This window comes from Pseudomonas sp. ZY71 (assembly GCF_036542145.1).
Taxonomy (GTDB): domain Bacteria; phylum Pseudomonadota; class Gammaproteobacteria; order Pseudomonadales; family Pseudomonadaceae; genus Aquipseudomonas; species Aquipseudomonas koreensis_A.
On the sequence record NZ_CP144274.1, the window covers coordinates 5,659,003 to 5,675,992 of the forward strand.

Here is a 16,990-nt window from a genome sequence, read left to right on the forward strand (position 1 = left end):
CCAATGAACAAGCCACGGGGTTTTACCAGTGTGGTCATTGGCCGCTCTTGGCCGGGTAGAAACCGTCAGTCAGGGTTTTCAGCGCTGCCGGCAAACGCGGCCCGAGCCCACCGACCAGCAGGGTCGGATCCAGCTCCAGCACGCGCCCGGCCTTGGCCGCGCGGCTTGAATCGAGAATAGGATTTTCCTTGAACAGCGCCGCTTTCGCCGCCTCACCGGTCAACGCACGGTCGGCGAACACCAGTACTTCAGGATCGAGGCTGGCGAGGGACTCTACGGAGAACGGCTTGTAACCCGTGTGAGTTGCCAGATTATGTCCGCCCGCCTGTTGCAGCAGCCAGTCAGCGGCGGTGTCCTTGCCGGCGATCAACGGTTTGCCACCGGCATGCCCAAGCAACAGCAGAACACCCGGCGCTTTGTGTTTGGACTGCGCATCTGCAACCCGCACCTTCTGCGCATCGAGTTGCTGTTGATAACTTTGCAGTAGCTGCTTTGCCTGGGCCTCTGTGCCGAGCAACTGCCCCAGATGAGTGACGTTTTTCTCCAGCGTCGGCAGATCCGGTTGAGCCGAGAACAACACCACCTGGACCTTGGCCGCTTTGACTTGTGACAGAACCGGCGGCGGCCCCATTTCTTCAGTGCCGATGAGAATGTCCGGACGCAGACTGAGAATGCCCTCTGCTGAAAGACTGCGCTGGTAACCAATGCTCGGCAACGCCTTCAACGAGTCCGGATGTTGACTGGTGGTATCGACGCCGACCAGTTTCGACTCGCCGCCCAACGCACTGACCCACTCCGACAGCGCACCGCCAGCGCTGACCCAACGTTGCGGCAAATCAGCCGCTGCAGCCTGGTGGCTGACCAAAAGTCCGACACACAGCACGGCAACGCGGGTACTCAGGCGCATACACAGCTTCCTTGAATAAGGTTTTTCCCGGGCATCAGGATGGCAGGCCAAGTATTCTCGACATCTGCCAGCCGCCTGCGGGCGAAGGCCGCCATTTGATAATTGTTTGCATTTAAACGTCAAGCTCGGACATATCCAGACACGAGCGGACATTAGAGGATAGCCATGAAGTTTCTCTGCGCGGGCATCGAGCTCGCCGAGGCCACCAGCCGGGGTTTTGAAGTCGACGGGAAAAAACTGTTCGCCGTACGCCGTAGCGGGCAGGCATTCGTTTATCTCAATCGCTGCCCACACCGTGGCGTCGGGCTGGAATGGCAGCCCGACCAGTTTCTCGACCCGAGCAACAGCCTGATCCAGTGCGCCACCCACGGCGCACTGTTTCTGATCGAGGATGGTGAATGCGTTGCCGGGCCTTGCGCCGGGCAAGCACTCACCGCCATCAATTGCCGTGAAGATGCGCAAGGCCTGTGGATCGATGTTTAACCGTTGAGCAACACGTCGAGACGCCGGTCGATGACCATCTCTTCATGGTCCAGCCGCACGCCATATGCCAGAACCTCAACGCCACAAGCGACCGCTTCGAGAAGCGCATCGGCGTAGGCCGAATCGATTTCCTTCGCCGGCCGCACCGCTTCAATCCCGGTCAGATTGACGCAATACAACTGCACCGCCCGAATTCCGTCCCGCGCCAGATGTGCCAACTCGCGCAGATGCTTGGCGCCACGCTGGGTCACGGCATCGGGAAACGCCGCCACCGCTGTACCGTCGAAACCCAGGGTGACACTTTTCACTTCCACATACGCCGGGCCACTCGGGTATTCGAGACGGAAATCGATACGGCTCTTTTCCTGCCCGTAGGCGACTTCACGCTTCAACGCGGTAAAGCCTTTCAACTCGGTGATCACGCCCGCCTGTAACGCCTCTTCGACCAACCCGTTGGCACGAGCAGTATTCACACAGAACAAACGGCCCTGCGGGGTTTCGCCAATTTCCCAAGTGCCGGGCAACTTGCGTTTGGGGTCATTAGAACGGCTGAACCAGACCTGCCCGCCCTCGACCTGGCAATTGAGCATCGAACCGGTGTTTGGGCAGTGAATGGTCAGCAACTCGCCGCTAACGGTTTCGATATCGGCAAGAAAACGCTTGTAACGACGGATCAGTCGCGCCTCTTCCAGAGGGGGATAAAAGCGCATCAGCCTTGCCAGCTCTTCAAGCCACGGGCGATACGCTCCACCGCTTCCTGTAAGCGCGGGAGGTTTTGCGTGTAGGCAAATCGCACATGGTGGCTGGCCTGATAACGGCCGAAATCCAGGCCCGGGGTGAACGCAACATGTTCGGTTTCAAGGAAATGACGGCAGAACGCGAAGGCATCGCCGCCGAACTGGCTGATATCGGCGTAGAGATAGAAAGCGCCTTCCGGCTCCACGGCGATGTTGAAACCCAACTCGCGCAGGGCCGGCAGGAGGAAATCGCGACGACGACCGAACTCTGCGCGGCGCTCTTCCAGAATGGCGATGGTGTCCGGTTCGAAACACGCCAATGCAGCGTATTGCGCCATGCTCGGGGCGCTGATGTAGAGGTTCTGCGCGAGCTTTTCCAGATCACTGACCGCCGCCTCCGGTGCGACCAGCCAGCCCAGGCGCCAGCCGGTCATGCCGAAGTACTTGGAGAAACTGTTCAGGACAAAAGCGCTGTCATCGACTTCCAGCACGCTGGCGGCATCGGTGCCGTAGGTCAGACCGTGATAGATCTCGTCCACCACCAGATGCCCGTGTTTCGCCTTGATGGCTGTGGATAACCCGGCCAGCTCATCACGGGTCAGGATCGTCCCGGTCGGGTTGGCCGGCGAAGCGACCAGTGCGCCGACGCTGTCATGATCCCAATGCCGCTCGACCAGATCAGGGGTCAGTTGATAACGCACGTCCGGCCCCACCGGCACCAGCTGCGCCGCGCCTTCGACCAAACGCAGGAAGTGCCGGTTGCACGGGTAACCCGGATCCGCCAGCAGCCAGTGTTTACCGGGATCGACCAGCAACGCACTGGCCAGCAACAGCGCACCAGAGCCACCCGGCGTGATCAGAATCCGCCGCGGATCAATGTTCAAGCCGTAACGCGATTGGTAAAAACCGGCGATCGCCTCGCGCAACTCGGGAATGCCGCGCGCGGCGGTGTAGCGGGTCTTGCCCGCCGTCAGTGCAGCCTGCCCCGCGCGGATGATCGGCTCGGCAGTGGTGAAGTCCGGCTCGCCGATCTCCAGATGGATCACGTCGTGGCCTTCAGCCTGCAATTCATTGGCCCGCGCCAGCAGCGCCATTACATGGAACGGTTCGATCGCACGACTGCGCGCACTGTACGGCTGAGCCATTGGTTTTCCTTCGGCAGGGAAAAAGAGACGATTCTACCCATCTGCCGGAACGAGCGAGAACCCGCAGCGGTCACAGCCTCAAGAACGCTGGACTGTAACGATATGAGCGTACGCTCCAGGATTGACTAAAATCAGTGATTGAGCAGGTCTTCAACACCACCAGACACGGCTTGCCAAACATTTGCAAGCGCCACCCGCCGGGGCCTCGACATCCGGGAGTAGCGCAGGCCGAATTGATCTGGTAAGTTCGCCCGCTTGCAGCCGCAGGGCCGGCAGGTGTCGGTGATGGAGCAATCCTGCGCAATGGATTACAAGAGTAGAGGCGGTCCATTTCATGCCCACCCAAGCAAAGCAACAGCAGAATCAGACGATCAGCGGTTTCGAACCTTATGTTCCGGCGAAAGGTGAGGAGTACATGGGCGCCCCGATGCGCGCGCACTTCACCAAGGTTCTGAACAAGTGGAAACAGGAGTTGATGCAGGAAGTCGACCGCACCGTTGACCACATGAAGGACGAAGCGGCCAATTTCCCGGACCCGGCCGACCGTGCCAGCCAGGAAGAAGAATTCGCCCTCGAGCTGCGCGCCCGCGACCGCGAACGCAAGCTGATCAAGAAAATCGACAAGACACTGCAACTGATCGAAGACGAAGAGTACGGCTGGTGTGATTCGTGCGGCGTCGAGATTGGCGTAAAACGCCTCGAAGCACGCCCTACAGCCGACATGTGCGTCGACTGCAAGACACTGGCGGAAATCAAGGAAAAGCAGGTCGGCAAATAATCTCGACCTGAACAAAAAACGGAGCGTGCGAACGCTCCGTTTTTGTTTCTGCCTTTTGCCTTTTGCCTTTTGCCTTTTGTAGGAGTGAGCCTGCTCGCGATAGCGGTGGGTCGGTCAATATCGGTGTTGAATGTCACACCGCTATTGCGAGCAGGCTCACTCCTACAGGTTGACCTGCGTATAGCCTGAAAAGTAGTTTCGTCTTCATGACTGCCAAAACATCCCCCGCCTACATCGGCCGCTTCGCCCCAACCCCCAGCGGCCATTTGCACTTCGGTTCGCTGGTTGCCGCCCTCGCCTCTTACCTCGACGCTCGCTCGGTCGGCGGTCGCTGGCTGGTGCGCATGGAAGATCTCGATCCGCCCCGTGAAGAACCTGGCGCGCAAACCGCGATCCTCAAGGCACTGGAAAGTTACGGCTTCGAATGGGACGCCGACATGGTGCGTCAAAGCGATCGACATGACGCCTACGCCGAAGTGCTCAACAGTCTGTTCAATCACGGCCTGGCCTACGCCTGCACCTGCTCGCGCAAACAGCTCGAAGCGTACAACGGCATCTATCCGGGCCTGTGCCGCAATGCCGGCCATGACCAGCAAAATGCGGCGATCCGCCTGCGCGTGCCTGAGCTGGAATACCACTTCATCGACCGCGTACAGGGCGAATACCGCCAGCATCTGGGCCGCGACGTCGGCGATTTCGTGATTCGTCGCCGCGATGGCCTCTATGCCTATCAATTGGCCGTGGTCCTCGACGATGCATGGCAAGGCATCACCGACATCGTCCGCGGTGCCGATCTGCTCGACTCGACCCCGCGCCAGCTCTACCTGCAAGAACTGTTGGGCCTGCGCCAGCCGCGTTACTTGCACCTGCCGCTGATTACCCAACCGGATGGCAACAAGCTCGGCAAATCCTATCGCTCGCCGCCGCTGCAAGCCGATCAAGCGACGCCGTTGCTGCTGCGAGCCCTGCGCGCACTGGGGCAAAACCCCGACGCCGAACTGGCTCACGCCACGCCGCAAGAGTTGCTGGCGTGGGGCAGCGCGCACTGGGATGCGACAAAGATCCCGCGCACACTGACCCTGCCCGAGGCGCAACTGCAATGACGACACTTGCAGTCGTGCGCCCATCCGTTACCATCGCCGCACGTTTTCGGGCACGCGCATAAAAAAGAGAGGCCGGGATGTACATCTATCGCTTGGTCCTGCTTTTAGTCGTGGGGATCTATCTGTTTTCCCCCGCCATCATGGATTGGTGGATCGACGCTACGGGCGCCTGGTATCGCCCCTATCTGCTCTGGCTGATCCTGATTGTCGTAACCTTCATCCTGCAGAGCCAAAAAGATGCCGATGAGCTTTAGCCTGACCCAGATGATCCTGGTCAGCGCCGCGTACCTGGCGGTGCTGTTCGGCGTTGCCTGGATCAGCGAACGGGGCATGATCCCGCGCGCGATCATTCGCCACCCGTTGACCTACACGTTGTCGCTGGGGGTTTACGCCAGTGCGTGGGCGTTCTACGGCACGGTGGGGCTTGCCTATCAGTACGGTTACGGCTTTCTGTCCAGTTACCTTGGCGTGTCCGGCGCGTTTCTGCTGGCACCGGTGTTGCTTTATCCGATTCTGAAGATCACCCGTACTTATCAACTGTCTTCGCTGGCCGATCTGTTTGCATTTCGCTTTCGCAGCACCTGGGCCGGTGCGCTGACCACGATTTTCATGCTGATAGGTGTACTGCCGTTACTGGCGCTGCAGATTCAAGCGGTGGCCGACTCCATCGGCATCCTCACCGGCGAGCCCATTCAGAGCCGCGTGGCGTTGGCGTTCTGTGCGCTGATCATCCTGTTTACGATTTTCTTCGGCTCCCGGCATATCGCCACCCGCGAGAAGCACGAAGGCCTGGTGTTCGCGATTGCCTTTGAATCGGTGATCAAACTGGTTGCCCTCGGCGGCGTCGGTTTGTATGCGCTGTACGGCGTGTTCGACGGCCCGCAACAACTTGAACTGTGGCTGCTGCAAAACCAGACCGCCCTCGCCGCCCTGCACACGCCATTGCAGGAAGGCCCGTGGCGCACGTTGTTGCTGGTGTTCTTCGCCTCGGCGATCGTGATGCCGCACATGTATCACATGACGTTTACCGAAAACCTCAACCCGCGCTCACTGGTCAGTGCGAGCTGGGGTTTGCCGCTGTTCCTGTTGCTGATGAGTCTGGCGGTGCCGCTGATCCTTTGGGCCGGCCTGAAGCTCGGCGCGACGACCAATCCGGAATATTTCACCCTCGGCATCGGCATTGCCGCCAACAGCAAACCGCTGGCGTTGCTCGCCTATGTCGGCGGTTTATCCGCGGCCAGCGGGCTGATCATTGTCACCACGCTGGCGCTGTCGGGCATGGCGTTGAACCACCTGGTGCTGCCGCTTTATCAGCCACCGGCCGAAGGCAATATCTACCGTTGGCTGAAGTGGACCCGCCGCGCATTGATCGTCGCGATCATCATGGCCGGCTTCGGTTTCTACCTGATGCTCGGCGCCGAACAGGATCTAGCCAACCTCGGCATCGTCGCGTTTGTCGCGACCCTGCAATTCCTGCCCGGCGTATTGTCGGTACTGTATTGGCCGACCGCTAACCGTCGGGGTTTTATCGCCGGTTTGCTGGCAGGGATCCTGGTCTGGGTGGTGACCATGCTGTTGCCGCTGGTCGGTAACCTGCAGGGTTTCTACATTCCGTTGCTGAACATGATTTACGTGCTCGACGACACCAGTTGGCACATGGCCGCGATCGCGTCGCTGGCGGCCAACGTATTGATGTTCACCCTGATCTCGCTGTTCACCAACGCCAGTCCCGAAGAAGCCAGCGCTGCCGAAGCCTGCGCTGTGGATAACGTTCGTCGCCCGCAACGGCGCGAACTGCACGCCGCCTCCCCCCAGGAATTCGCTACACAACTGGCGAAACCGTTGGGTGCCAAGGCTGCACAGAAGGAAGTCGAGCAAGCGCTGCGTGATCTTTATCTGCCGTTCGACGAACGCCGCCCGTACGCCTTGCGCCGTTTGCGCGATCGCATCGAAGCCAACCTCTCCGGCCTGATGGGCCCGAGCGTGGCGCAGGACATGGTGGAAACCTTCCTGCCGTACAAGGCCGGCGGCGAAAACTATGTGACCGAAGACATCCACTTCATCGAAAGCCGCCTCGAGGATTACCACTCGCGCCTCACAGGTCTGGCCGCCGAACTCGATGCCCTGCGTCGTTACCACCGTCAGACCTTGCAGGAACTGCCGATGGGCGTCTGCTCGCTGGCCAAGGATCAAGAGATCCTGATGTGGAACAAGGCCATGGAAGAACTCACCGGGATTGCCGCGCAACGCGTGGTTGGCTCGCGTTTGAGCACCATCGGCGAGCCGTGGAAAGGTCTGTTGCAAGGCTTCATCGATCTGCCGGACGAGCATTTGCACAAACAGCACCTGGCCCTCGACGGCCAGACTCGCTGGCTGAATCTGCACAAAGCGGCCATCGATGAACCGCTGGCACCGGGCAACAGTGGTCTGGTGTTACTGGTTGAAGATTTGACTGAAACGCAGATGCTCGAAGACAAACTGGTGCACTCCGAGCGCCTGGCCAGCATTGGTCGCCTGGCGGCCGGTGTGGCCCACGAAATCGGCAACCCGATCACCGGCATCGCCTGTCTGGCGCAAAACCTGCGCGAAGAGCGTGAAGACGACGGCGAACTGACGGAAATCAGCGGGCAGATTCTCGAACAGACCAAACGTGTGTCACGCATCGTGCAGTCGCTGATGAGTTTCGCCCACGCCGGCAGCCATCAGCACAGTGACGAGCCCGTTTGTCTGGCGGAAGTGGCGCAGGATGCGATTGGCCTGTTGGCGCTGAACCGACGCAATTTCGAAGTGCAGTTCTACAACCTGTGCGATCCCGATCACTGGGTCGAAGGCGACCCGCAGCGGCTCGCTCAGGTGCTAATCAATCTGCTCTCCAACGCCCGCGACGCCTCGCCGCCGCACAGTGCGGTACGGGTCAAGAGCGAAGCCGGCGAACACACGGTCGATCTGATCGTCGAAGACGAAGGCAGCGGTATTCCGAAGAACATCATGGATAGATTGTTCGAACCTTTCTTCACCACCAAGGATCCTGGCGAAGGCACCGGTCTGGGCCTTGCACTGGTCTATTCCATCGTTGAAGAGCATTATGGACAAATCACCATCGACAGCCCGGCTGATGTACAAAGCCAACGCGGCACCCGTATCCGGGTGACCTTACCGCGTCATGTCGAAGCGACGTCCGCTGTGAACTGAGACCGTCGAGAGTATCGAATCAATGCCGCACATTTTGATCGTCGAAGACGAAACAATTATCCGCTCCGCCTTGCGCCGCCTGCTGGAACGCAACCAGTACCAGGTCAGCGAAGCCGGTTCAGTGCAGGAAGCACAAGAACGCTTCACCATTCCTACGTTCGATCTGATCGTCAGCGATCTGCGTCTGCCGGGCGCGCCGGGTACCGAGCTGATCAAGCTCGGCCAGGGCACACCGGTGCTGATCATGACCAGTTACGCCAGCCTGCGCTCGGCGGTTGACTCGATGAAGATGGGCGCGGTGGACTACATCGCCAAGCCTTTCGACCACGACGAAATGCTTCAGGCTGTCGCGCGGATCCTGCGTGATCGGCAATCGGCACCCGCTGCCGGTGAAGCGGTTGCCAGCAAACCGACCAATGGCAGCGGCAAATCCGCCGTCGACAACAGTAACGGTGAAATCGGCATCATCGGCTCCTGCCCACCGATGCAGGATCTGTACAGCAAGATCCGCAAAGTCGCGCCAACCGATTCCAATGTGTTGATCCAGGGGGAGTCCGGCACCGGTAAAGAACTGGTGGCCCGCGCCCTGCATAACCTGTCAAAACGCGCCAAGGCGCCGATGATTTCGGTGAACTGCGCGGCCATCCCGGAAAGCCTGATCGAGTCCGAACTGTTCGGCCACGAAAAAGGCGCATTCACTGGCGCCAGCGCCGGGCGTGCCGGTCTGGTTGAAGCGGCAGACGGCGGCACCTTGTTCCTCGACGAAATCGGCGAACTGCCGCTGGAAGCTCAGGCGCGCCTGCTGCGTGTGTTGCAGGAAGGTGAAATTCGCCGTGTTGGCTCGGTGCAGTCGCAGAAGGTCGATGTACGCCTGATCGCGGCCACTCACCGGGACCTGAAGAGCCTGGCGAAAATCGGCCAGTTCCGTGAAGACCTTTATTACCGTCTGCACGTGATCGCCCTGAAACTGCCGGCCCTGCGCGAGCGCGGCGCCGACGTCAACGAAATCGCCACGGCTTTCCTCGCTCGCCAGAGTGCACGCATCAACCGTACCGACCTGAAATTTGCCGCCGATGCCGAACAGGCGATCCGGCATTATTCCTGGCCGGGTAACGTGCGAGAGCTGGAGAACGCGGTCGAGCGCGCGGTGATTCTGAGCGAAAGTCCGGAAATCTCCGCCGACCTGCTGGGCATCGACATCGAGTTGAGCGATCTGGAGGACGACGAGTTCATCGGTCTGCCACCGCAAACGGGCGGTAACGCCAGCAACAGCAGCCATGAGCCGACCGAAGACCTGTCGCTGGAGGACTACTTCCAGCACTTCGTCCTCGAGCATCAGGACCACATGACCGAGACCGAACTGGCGCGCAAACTGGGCGTCAGCCGCAAATGTCTGTGGGAACGCCGTCAGCGTCTGGGCATCCCACGGCGCAAGACCGGGGTCGCCAGCGAGAGCTGAACGTTACCTGTCGAGTGTGCGGGTAACGCTTGAGGATGTGAAAAAACTGTTACCGCAGTCGATTCACGTAACAGAAGCCGGGGTTATCGGTAACGAAACCCCGGCTTTTTTTCGCCCCGACAAAACGGTTATATCGACCTAACCCCTTGTTTTATTGGGCTTCACAAAAGTTGGCACGCCCCCTGCTATATGTTTAGTACAAGAACAATAACAAGCAATGCACAAGACAATAAAAATAAGACGAATCGACTCACGCACAATAAAAACAAGACGGCGAGAGGCGCAGCTAACTGATTCTTTTGGAGAGGCGTTGTATTTGGGGCTTGCCCCACGACCAGGCCGAGAACAACAAAAACTGTCCTAAGACAGAGCCTGTACTGGTTGGATCGAGAGATCACTGCAATTCAGCGACCAAAGCAATCCGTTTGCTCTTGGCTCCCGATTGGGAGGGTCACGAAGGAAACACTTCGTGGCGAGGGCACTCAACAAAAACAAGAAGCCCGAATCAATAATAAAAAGAGCACGCAACTACTTCTTGGGGAGCTTCGGCTCCCCTTGTAGTTTCTCCTCCGCTGCAAAATCCCCCATTTTTATCGCGCGCGATGCCTGTAGCCTGCGGCTTGCAGCTCAAATCGGCCGTGTCCTACACCATCCCTCGACTAAATGCTAGAATCTGCGCCCATCATGCGGTCATTCTTTGGTATGGCCGAACATTCCTTCAAACAGTGCATCCCATGCTGAAGAAGTTGTTCCAGTCATTCCGAACTCCCGTGCGTCGTACGCAACACATCCGCAGCACCCCTGAAGTGCTCAACAGCGGTCAACATTCGCTGCAGAAAACGCAATTCAGCCGCTATGCGGTGAATATCGTCGAACGCCTGCAAGGTGCCGGTTACCAGGCTTATCTGGTCGGCGGTTGCGTGCGTGACATGCTGCTGGGCATCACGCCCAAGGACTTCGACGTCGCCACCAGCGCCACGCCCGAGCAAGTCCGTGCCGAATTCCGCAATGCGCGGATCATCGGCCGTCGCTTCAAACTGGTGCACATTCATTTCGGTCGCGAAATCATCGAAGTCGCGACTTTCCGCGCCAACCACCCGATCAACGAAGACGACGAAGACAGCAACCAGTCCTCGCGTAACGAGAGCGGGCGGATTCTGCGCGACAACGTTTACGGCACCCTGGAAGAAGACGCGCAACGCCGCGACTTCACCATCAACGCCCTGTATTACGATCCGGTCAGCGAGCGCATCCTCGATTACGCCAACGGCGTACACGACATCCGCAATCACCTGATCCGCCTGATCGGCGATCCGAAGCAGCGCTATCAGGAAGACCCGGTGCGCATGCTGCGCGCGGTGCGTTTCGCCGCCAAGCTCAACTTCGGCATTGAAAAGCACACCGTGCAGCCGATTCGTGAACTGGCGCCGATGCTGCGCGAGATCCCTTCGGCGCGTCTATTCGAAGAAGTGCTCAAACTGTTCCTCTCAGGACACGGCGCGATCACCTTTGAAATGCTGGTCGACCTGCAACTCTTCGCCCCGCTGTTCCCGGCCAGTGCCGATGCGCTGGAACACAACCCGGAATACACCCACACGCTGATCAGCGAAGCGCTGACCAACACCGATCTGCGCATCAAGCAGAACAAACCGGTGACCCCGGCGTTCCTGTTTGCCGCGCTGCTGTGGCCTGCTCTGCCGGCCCGCGTGTTGCGCTTGCAAGAACGCGGCATGCCGCCAATTCCGGCGATGCAGGAAGGCGCCCACGAGCTGATCGCCGAACAGTGCCAGCGCATTGCGATTCCGAAACGCTTCACCATGCCGATCCGCGAGATCTGGGACATGCAGGAACGTCTGCCACGGCGCAGCGGCAAACGTGCCGACCTGTTGCTGGACAACCCGCGTTTCCGTGCCGGTTACGACTTCCTGTTGCTGCGTGAAAGCGCTGGCGAAGAGACCGATGGCCTCGGTGAATGGTGGACGGATTATCAGGACGCCAACGACAGTGAACGTCGCGACATGATCCGCGACCTCAGCGGCAAGGGCGATGACGCCAGCGGTGCTCCGCGCAAACGTCGTCGCAGCAGCGGTTCCAAGCGCAAACGCGCCAGCGCCCCGAGCGCGACAGGCGAGTAAAAGGCATGGAACGCATCTACATCGGCATGGGCAGCAACCTCGCTGACCCCGCCGAACAATTGCGCAGCGCCGTCGAGGCGCTGGGGCAATTGCCGCAGACCACACTGGTGGGCGTTTCCGCCTTCTATCAAAGCGATTCATTGCTGCCGGGCCAACCGCGATATACCAACGCGGTTGCGGCGCTCGACAGCGATCTTGCGCCGATTGAGCTGCTCGATGCGCTGCAAGCCATCGAGAATGATCAGGGCCGCGAGCGTTTAGAGCGATGGGGCCCGCGTACGCTGGATCTGGATATTCTGCTGTTCGGTGATCGTTTGATCGACGAGCCGCGCCTGAAAGTCCCGCATTACCAGATTCAGGAACGCGCGTTCGTGCTCTACCCCCTTGCCGAACTGGCCCCGCAGGATCTGCGTCTGGCCGATGGCCGCAGCCTGTCCTATCTGCTCGCCGCCTGCCCGTTCGTCGGCCTGGAACGCCTCGCCCACACCTGACACAAATCCGCCCTTTGTAGGAGTGAGCCTGCTCGCGATAGCGGTCTGTAAGCCAAAGATTTATGGGCTGATCCACCGCTATCGCGAGCAGGCTCACTCCTACAGTGTCTGCGCCATATCCAGATTTATTGTCAGACAAAAACCTCGCGAATCAGCCCCGCCGCAGCGCTGAATCGCATCAGTAACGCCGGTAACACTCCCCTCGTAACAATGCGGTAACACACGCAATTGACTTCCTGTTGGCTCATCACGACTATAGGCGTCCCGCTGCCGCCAACCCGGCACATACGGGCGCAATCCAGGCCTTATAAGCACGACAAAAGAGCGTGCGCCTGAGTAGATGAAGAATCACGCGCGTTACTCGCAGTAGTTTCCAGAGCGCCTGAACGAGGATTTTTTACATGCCAGCCATCACCCTGACCACGCTCCAGAGCCTCAAGCAGAAAGGTGAAAAGATCACCATGCTGACCTGCTATGACGCGACCTTCGCCCACGCCTGCAACGAGGCCGGTGTCGAAGTGCTGCTGGTGGGCGACTCCCTCGGCATGGTCCTGCAAGGTCACGACAGCACTTTGCCGGTGACCACCGCAGAAATGGCCTACCACACCGCCTGCGTCAAACGCGGCAACAGCGACGCCCTGATCCTCGCCGACCTGCCGTTCATGGCCAACGCCACCCTCGAACAAACCATGACTAACAGCGCCATGTTGATGCAGGCAGGCGCGCACATGATCAAAGTCGAAGGTCAATTGTGGCTGGCCGAGTCGATCCGTCTGCTCGCCGAGCGCGGTGTACCGGTTTGCGCGCACATGGGTCTGACCCCGCAAGCGGTGAACATTCTTGGCGGCTATAAAGTGCAGGGCCGCAACGAGAACCAGGCGCGGCAGATGCGTGCCGACGCGATCTCGCTGGAACAGGCCGGTGCGGCGATGCTGCTGCTGGAATGCGTGCCGAGCGAACTGGCTGCAGAAATCAGCCAAGCGGTAAAAATCCCGGTCATCGGCATCGGCGCCGGTAACGCCACCGACGGCCAGGTTCTGGTACTGCACGACATGCTCGGCCTGTCGATCACTGGCCGCGTGCCGAAATTCGTCAAGAACTTCATGCACGGTCAGGACAGCATCCAGTCCGCGCTGAAGGCTTACGTCAACGAAGTCAAAGCCACCACGTTCCCTGGTATCGAACACGGATTCTCTGCATGAACACCGTTAAAACCGTACGCGAACTGCGCGCCGCCGTAGCCCGCGCCCGCAGCGAAGGCAAACGCATCGGCTTCGTACCGACCATGGGCAACCTGCACAGCGGTCACGTTGCACTGATCACCAAAGCCACCCAACGGGTGGATTTCGTGGTCGCGAGCATTTTCGTCAACCCGCTGCAGTTCGGCGCTGGCGAAGACCTCGATAAATACCCGCGCACGTTGGCGGCGGATCAGGAGAAGCTGCTCGAAGCGGGCTGCTCTCTACTGTTCGCGCCAACCGTCGAAGAAATGTACCCCGACGGCATGGCCGGACAGACTCGGGTCAGCGTGCCGCAATTGTCCGAAGGCCTGTGCGGCGCCAGCCGTCCGGGGCATTTCGAAGGCGTGGCGACCGTGGTCAGCAAGCTGTTCAACATGGTCCAGCCGGATCTGGCGATTTTCGGCCAGAAGGATTACCAGCAACTGGCGGTGATTCGCGCGCTGGTGCATGACCTGAACATGCCGATCCAGATCATTGGCGAGCCGACCGTACGCGCCGCTGACGGCCTGGCGCTGTCCTCGCGCAACGGTTTCCTCAGCGAAGAACAGCGTGCGGTGGCGCCGGTGGTTTATCGCTCGCTGAGCAACATTGCCGAGTCGATCAAGCAAGGTGAACGCGACTTCCCGGCGCTGATCGCTGCCCAGTTGCAGCAGCTTGAAGCCGCAGGTCTGCGCCCGGACTACCTGGAAATCCGCCATGCCCTGACCCTGCGTCCGGCGACGGCTGAAGACCGTGATCTGGTGATTCTGGTGGCGGCGTTCCTCGGCACTACGCGGTTGATCGACAATCTGCACCTGAATCTCGATACCCCGGTTTAAAGACACCGCAATCCCCCCTGTAGGAGTGAGCCTGCTCGCGATAGCGGTGTGTCAGTCAGCATTAGTGTTGAATGACACACCGCTATCGCGAGCAGGCTCACTCCTACAGTGGTTTTCGGTGTTATGAAAATTGCATTTCAAGCCGTATTGCCGCCCTCAAAGCCTTCGGGCACACTGCCCGCCGTTCGATTCCAACCCGGGAAAACCCTCATGCACGCGATCATGCTCAAGGCCAAACTGCACCGCGCCGAAGTCACTCATGCAGTGCTCGATTACGAAGGTTCGTGCGCCATCGATGGCGAGTGGCTGGACTTGTCCGGCATCCGTGAATACGAGCAGATCCAGATTTATAACGTCGACAATGGTGAGCGCTTCACCACCTACGCGATTCGTGGCGAAGAGGGTTCGCGGATGATCTCGGTCAATGGCGCCGCTGCGCACAAGGCCAAGGTCGGCGACCGCGTGATCATTTGTGCCTATGCCCATTACAGCGAAGCCGAGCTGGTCAATTTCAAGCCGCGCATGCTCTACATGGCGCCGGGCAATGAGCTCAGCCACACCAGCAACGCCATCCCGGTTCAGCTCGCCTGATCCCGATTTCGCCCCGCCCCCTCCGTTTGTCGGCCAGTTCCCGGTCTGGATGTTAAAAAAGTACAGGGATCTGGTCAGACAAAGTCAAGACAGAACGCAGCGCGAGGTTTACTGTATTCGCCCTGTGTCCGGAAATCGTGTCGACGCAGTTGATCCCATGCCCAAACATGGCGTGCCGGGTCTGTTCAGTGTTCAAAAGGCCGTTCAAGTAAAAAGGAAAACCGCAGCGATGGCGTATTACCTCACTCCTCAAGACGTTACCGCTCTGCCCGCCTGGCAAGCGTTGAAAGATCACCGCCAAGCCATGCAGGATTTCAGCATGCGCGAAGCCTTCAACGCCGATCCGCAGCGCTTCAATCAATTCACCCTCAGTAGCTGCGGACTGTTTCTCGATTATTCGAAAAATTTGATCAACGCCCAGACCCGCAATCTGCTGGTGGGTCTGGCCAATGAAGTCGATCTCAAAGGCGCCATCAAAGCGCTGTTCGAAGGCGAAATCGTCAACACTTCCGAAGGCCGCCCGGCGCTGCACACCGCCCTGCGCCGCCCGGTAGGCGACAAGCTGTCGGTCAACGGCGTCAACGTGATGCCGGAAGTGCACAAGGTCCTGAACCAGATCACCGATCTGGTTGGCCGTATCCACGATGGCCTGTGGCGTGGTTACACCGAAAAGCCGATCACCGATGTGGTCAACATCGGCATCGGTGGCTCGTTCCTCGGCCCTGAACTGGTGTCCGAAGCACTGCTGTCCTACGCGCAGAAAGGCGTGCGTTGCCATTATCTGGCGAACATCGACGGCAGCGAATTCCACGAGCTGACGCAGAAACTGCGCGCCGAGACCACACTGTTCATCGTTTCGTCGAAATCCTTCAACACCCTCGAAACCCTGAAGAACGCTCAAGCTGCGCGCGCCTGGTACCTGGCGCAGGGCGGTTCGGAAGCCGAGCTGTATCGTCACTTCATCGCCGTATCGAGCAACAACGCCGCTGCCGTGGCCTTCGGTATCCGCGAAGAAAACATCTTCCCGATGTGGGACTGGGTCGGCGGTCGTTATTCGCTGTGGTCGGCGATCGGTTTGCCGATCGCTCTGGCCATCGGCATGTCCAACTTCAAGGAATTGCTGTCCGGGGCTTACACCATGGACCAGCATTTCCAGACCGCGCCGTTCGAACAGAACATGCCGGTGCTGCTGGCCCTGCTCGGCGTGTGGTACGGCAACTTCTGGGGCGCGCAAAGCCACGCGATCCTGCCGTACGACCACTACCTGCGCAACATCACCAAGCACTTGCAACAACTGGACATGGAATCCAACGGCAAGAGCGTGCGCCAGGACGGCACGCCGGTGTCGACCGATACCGGTCCGGTGATCTGGGGCGGCGTCGGCTGCAACGGTCAGCACGCTTACCACCAGTTGCTGCATCAAGGTTCGCAGTTGATCCCGGCCGATTTCATCGTGCCGATCGTCAGCTTCAACCCGGTTTCCGACCACCATCAGTGGCTGTACGCCAACTGCCTGTCGCAGAGCCAGGCGCTGATGCTCGGCAAGACCCTGCCGGAAGCCGAGCAAGAGTTGCGCGACAAAGGCATGAGCGAAGAAGAAGTGCACAAACTCGCGCCACACAAGGTGATCCCGGGCAACCGTCCGAGCAACACCATTGTGGTTGAACGCATCAGCCCGCGTCGTCTCGGCGCGCTGGTGGCAATGTATGAACATAAAGTGTTCGTACAAAGCGTGGTCTGGGGCATCAACGCCTTCGACCAGTGGGGCGTTGAGTTGGGCAAGGAACTGGGCAAAGGCGTTTACAACCGCCTGGTCGGCAGCGATGAAAGCACTGCCGATGACCCCTCTACTCAGGGCCTGATCAACTACTTCCGCGGTCGTCACCGCGGTTGATCAGTTGCTTGATAGA

General features: G+C 59.5%; 15 protein-coding genes. 12 read left to right on the forward strand and 3 right to left on the reverse strand.

All coding sequences use genetic code 11. The features are described from left to right. Positions 1-34: 34 nt before the first annotated feature. On the reverse strand, positions 35-907 hold the full coding sequence (locus tag VY732_RS25075) for a heme/hemin ABC transporter substrate-binding protein (protein WP_137216721.1): 873 nt from the start codon (positions 905-907) through the stop codon (positions 35-37). A gap of 165 nt (positions 908-1,072) precedes the next feature. On the opposite strand from VY732_RS25075, the gene VY732_RS25080 reads away from it, so the two are divergent. Continuing rightward, the gene (locus VY732_RS25080; protein WP_137216720.1) at positions 1,073-1,390 is read left to right on the forward strand and encodes a Rieske (2Fe-2S) protein; all 318 of its coding nucleotides are present in this window, start codon (positions 1,073-1,075) and stop codon (positions 1,388-1,390) included. On the opposite strand, the gene sfsA is transcribed toward VY732_RS25080, so the two are convergent. Continuing rightward, the gene (gene sfsA / locus VY732_RS25085; RefSeq protein ID WP_331692286.1) at positions 1,387-2,100 is read right to left on the reverse strand and encodes a DNA/RNA nuclease SfsA; all 714 of its coding nucleotides are present in this window, start codon (positions 2,098-2,100) and stop codon (positions 1,387-1,389) included. The genes VY732_RS25080 and sfsA overlap by 4 nt on opposite strands. Continuing rightward, positions 2,100-3,272 (reverse strand): pyridoxal phosphate-dependent aminotransferase, encoded by a 1,173-nt coding sequence (locus tag VY732_RS25090; RefSeq protein WP_123593234.1) that lies wholly within the window; start codon positions 3,270-3,272, stop codon positions 2,100-2,102. The genes sfsA and VY732_RS25090 overlap by 1 nt, the downstream gene beginning before the upstream one ends. A 334-nt stretch (positions 3,273-3,606) precedes the next feature. Between VY732_RS25090 and dksA the strand changes: the two genes are divergently transcribed. From dksA to pgi, 11 genes are all read left to right on the forward strand, one after another. Further along, positions 3,607-4,050 (forward strand): RNA polymerase-binding protein DksA, encoded by a 444-nt coding sequence (gene dksA, locus VY732_RS25095; protein WP_008080850.1) that lies wholly within the window; start codon positions 3,607-3,609, stop codon positions 4,048-4,050. A 206-nt stretch (positions 4,051-4,256) separates the two neighbouring features. Next, positions 4,257-5,153 carry a tRNA glutamyl-Q(34) synthetase GluQRS gene (gluQRS, locus tag VY732_RS25100; RefSeq protein ID WP_331692288.1) on the forward strand — a complete coding sequence of 299 codons (897 nt, stop codon included), beginning with the start codon at positions 4,257-4,259 and terminating at the stop codon, positions 5,151-5,153. A gap of 77 nt (positions 5,154-5,230) precedes the next feature. Further along, on the forward strand, positions 5,231-5,407 hold the full coding sequence (locus VY732_RS25105) for a hypothetical protein (RefSeq protein WP_003176118.1): 177 nt from the start codon (positions 5,231-5,233) through the stop codon (positions 5,405-5,407). Continuing rightward, positions 5,391-8,345, forward strand: a complete 2,955-nt coding sequence (locus tag VY732_RS25110) for a sensor histidine kinase (RefSeq protein WP_161986513.1) — start codon at positions 5,391-5,393, stop codon at positions 8,343-8,345. The genes VY732_RS25105 and VY732_RS25110 overlap by 17 nt, the downstream gene beginning before the upstream one ends. A 22-nt stretch (positions 8,346-8,367) precedes the next feature. Further along, the gene (locus VY732_RS25115; protein ID WP_116029779.1) at positions 8,368-9,804 is read left to right on the forward strand and encodes a sigma-54-dependent transcriptional regulator; all 1,437 of its coding nucleotides are present in this window, start codon (positions 8,368-8,370) and stop codon (positions 9,802-9,804) included. Positions 9,805-10,538: 734 nt separating this feature from the next. Next, positions 10,539-11,939 (forward strand): polynucleotide adenylyltransferase PcnB, encoded by a 1,401-nt coding sequence (locus VY732_RS25120; RefSeq protein ID WP_123593232.1) that lies wholly within the window; start codon positions 10,539-10,541, stop codon positions 11,937-11,939. A 5-nt stretch (positions 11,940-11,944) separates the two neighbouring features. After that, a complete protein-coding gene (folK, locus tag VY732_RS25125) occupies positions 11,945-12,430 on the forward strand; it encodes a 2-amino-4-hydroxy-6-hydroxymethyldihydropteridine diphosphokinase (RefSeq protein WP_137216717.1) in 486 nt (161 codons plus the stop codon). A 401-nt stretch (positions 12,431-12,831) separates the two neighbouring features. After that, the gene (panB, locus tag VY732_RS25130; RefSeq protein ID WP_134177334.1) at positions 12,832-13,632 is read left to right on the forward strand and encodes a 3-methyl-2-oxobutanoate hydroxymethyltransferase; all 801 of its coding nucleotides are present in this window, start codon (positions 12,832-12,834) and stop codon (positions 13,630-13,632) included. Further along, on the forward strand, positions 13,629-14,489 hold the full coding sequence (gene panC / locus VY732_RS25135) for a pantoate--beta-alanine ligase (protein ID WP_077574569.1): 861 nt from the start codon (positions 13,629-13,631) through the stop codon (positions 14,487-14,489). Before panB ends, panC begins: the two co-directional genes overlap by 4 nt. Before the next feature lie 210 nt (positions 14,490-14,699). Continuing rightward, positions 14,700-15,080, forward strand: a complete 381-nt coding sequence (gene panD, locus VY732_RS25140) for an aspartate 1-decarboxylase (RefSeq protein WP_003205654.1) — start codon at positions 14,700-14,702, stop codon at positions 15,078-15,080. 229 nt (positions 15,081-15,309) lie between these two features. Beyond that, complete coding sequence (pgi, locus tag VY732_RS25145) at positions 15,310-16,974, forward strand: glucose-6-phosphate isomerase (RefSeq protein WP_077574571.1); 1,665 nt, start codon at positions 15,310-15,312, stop codon at positions 16,972-16,974. The last annotated feature ends 16 nt before the right edge of the window (positions 16,975-16,990 follow it).

Bases quoted from the DNA above. Each gene is read 5' to 3' on its own strand.
- panC (WP_077574569.1), top strand. From the start codon at position 13,629: ATGAACACCGTTAAAACCGTACGCGAACTGCGCGCCGCCGTAGCCCGC.
- VY732_RS25090 (WP_123593234.1), bottom strand. From the start codon at position 3,272: ATGGCTCAGCCGTACAGTGCGCGCAGTCGTGCGATCGAACCGTTCCAT.
- panB (WP_134177334.1), top strand. From the start codon at position 12,832: ATGCCAGCCATCACCCTGACCACGCTCCAGAGCCTCAAGCAGAAAGGT.
- folK (WP_137216717.1), top strand. From the start codon at position 11,945: ATGGAACGCATCTACATCGGCATGGGCAGCAACCTCGCTGACCCCGCC.
- VY732_RS25075 (WP_137216721.1), bottom strand. From the start codon at position 907: ATGCGCCTGAGTACCCGCGTTGCCGTGCTGTGTGTCGGACTTTTGGTC.
- dksA (WP_008080850.1), top strand. From the start codon at position 3,607: ATGCCCACCCAAGCAAAGCAACAGCAGAATCAGACGATCAGCGGTTTC.
- pgi (WP_077574571.1), top strand. From the start codon at position 15,310: ATGGCGTATTACCTCACTCCTCAAGACGTTACCGCTCTGCCCGCCTGG.
- VY732_RS25110 (WP_161986513.1), top strand. From the start codon at position 5,391: ATGCCGATGAGCTTTAGCCTGACCCAGATGATCCTGGTCAGCGCCGCG.
- sfsA (WP_331692286.1), bottom strand. From the start codon at position 2,100: ATGCGCTTTTATCCCCCTCTGGAAGAGGCGCGACTGATCCGTCGTTAC.
- gluQRS (WP_331692288.1), top strand. From the start codon at position 4,257: ATGACTGCCAAAACATCCCCCGCCTACATCGGCCGCTTCGCCCCAACC.
- VY732_RS25105 (WP_003176118.1), top strand. From the start codon at position 5,231: ATGTACATCTATCGCTTGGTCCTGCTTTTAGTCGTGGGGATCTATCTG.
- VY732_RS25115 (WP_116029779.1), top strand. From the start codon at position 8,368: ATGCCGCACATTTTGATCGTCGAAGACGAAACAATTATCCGCTCCGCC.
- panD (WP_003205654.1), top strand. From the start codon at position 14,700: ATGCACGCGATCATGCTCAAGGCCAAACTGCACCGCGCCGAAGTCACT.
- VY732_RS25120 (WP_123593232.1), top strand. From the start codon at position 10,539: ATGCTGAAGAAGTTGTTCCAGTCATTCCGAACTCCCGTGCGTCGTACG.
- VY732_RS25080 (WP_137216720.1), top strand. From the start codon at position 1,073: ATGAAGTTTCTCTGCGCGGGCATCGAGCTCGCCGAGGCCACCAGCCGG.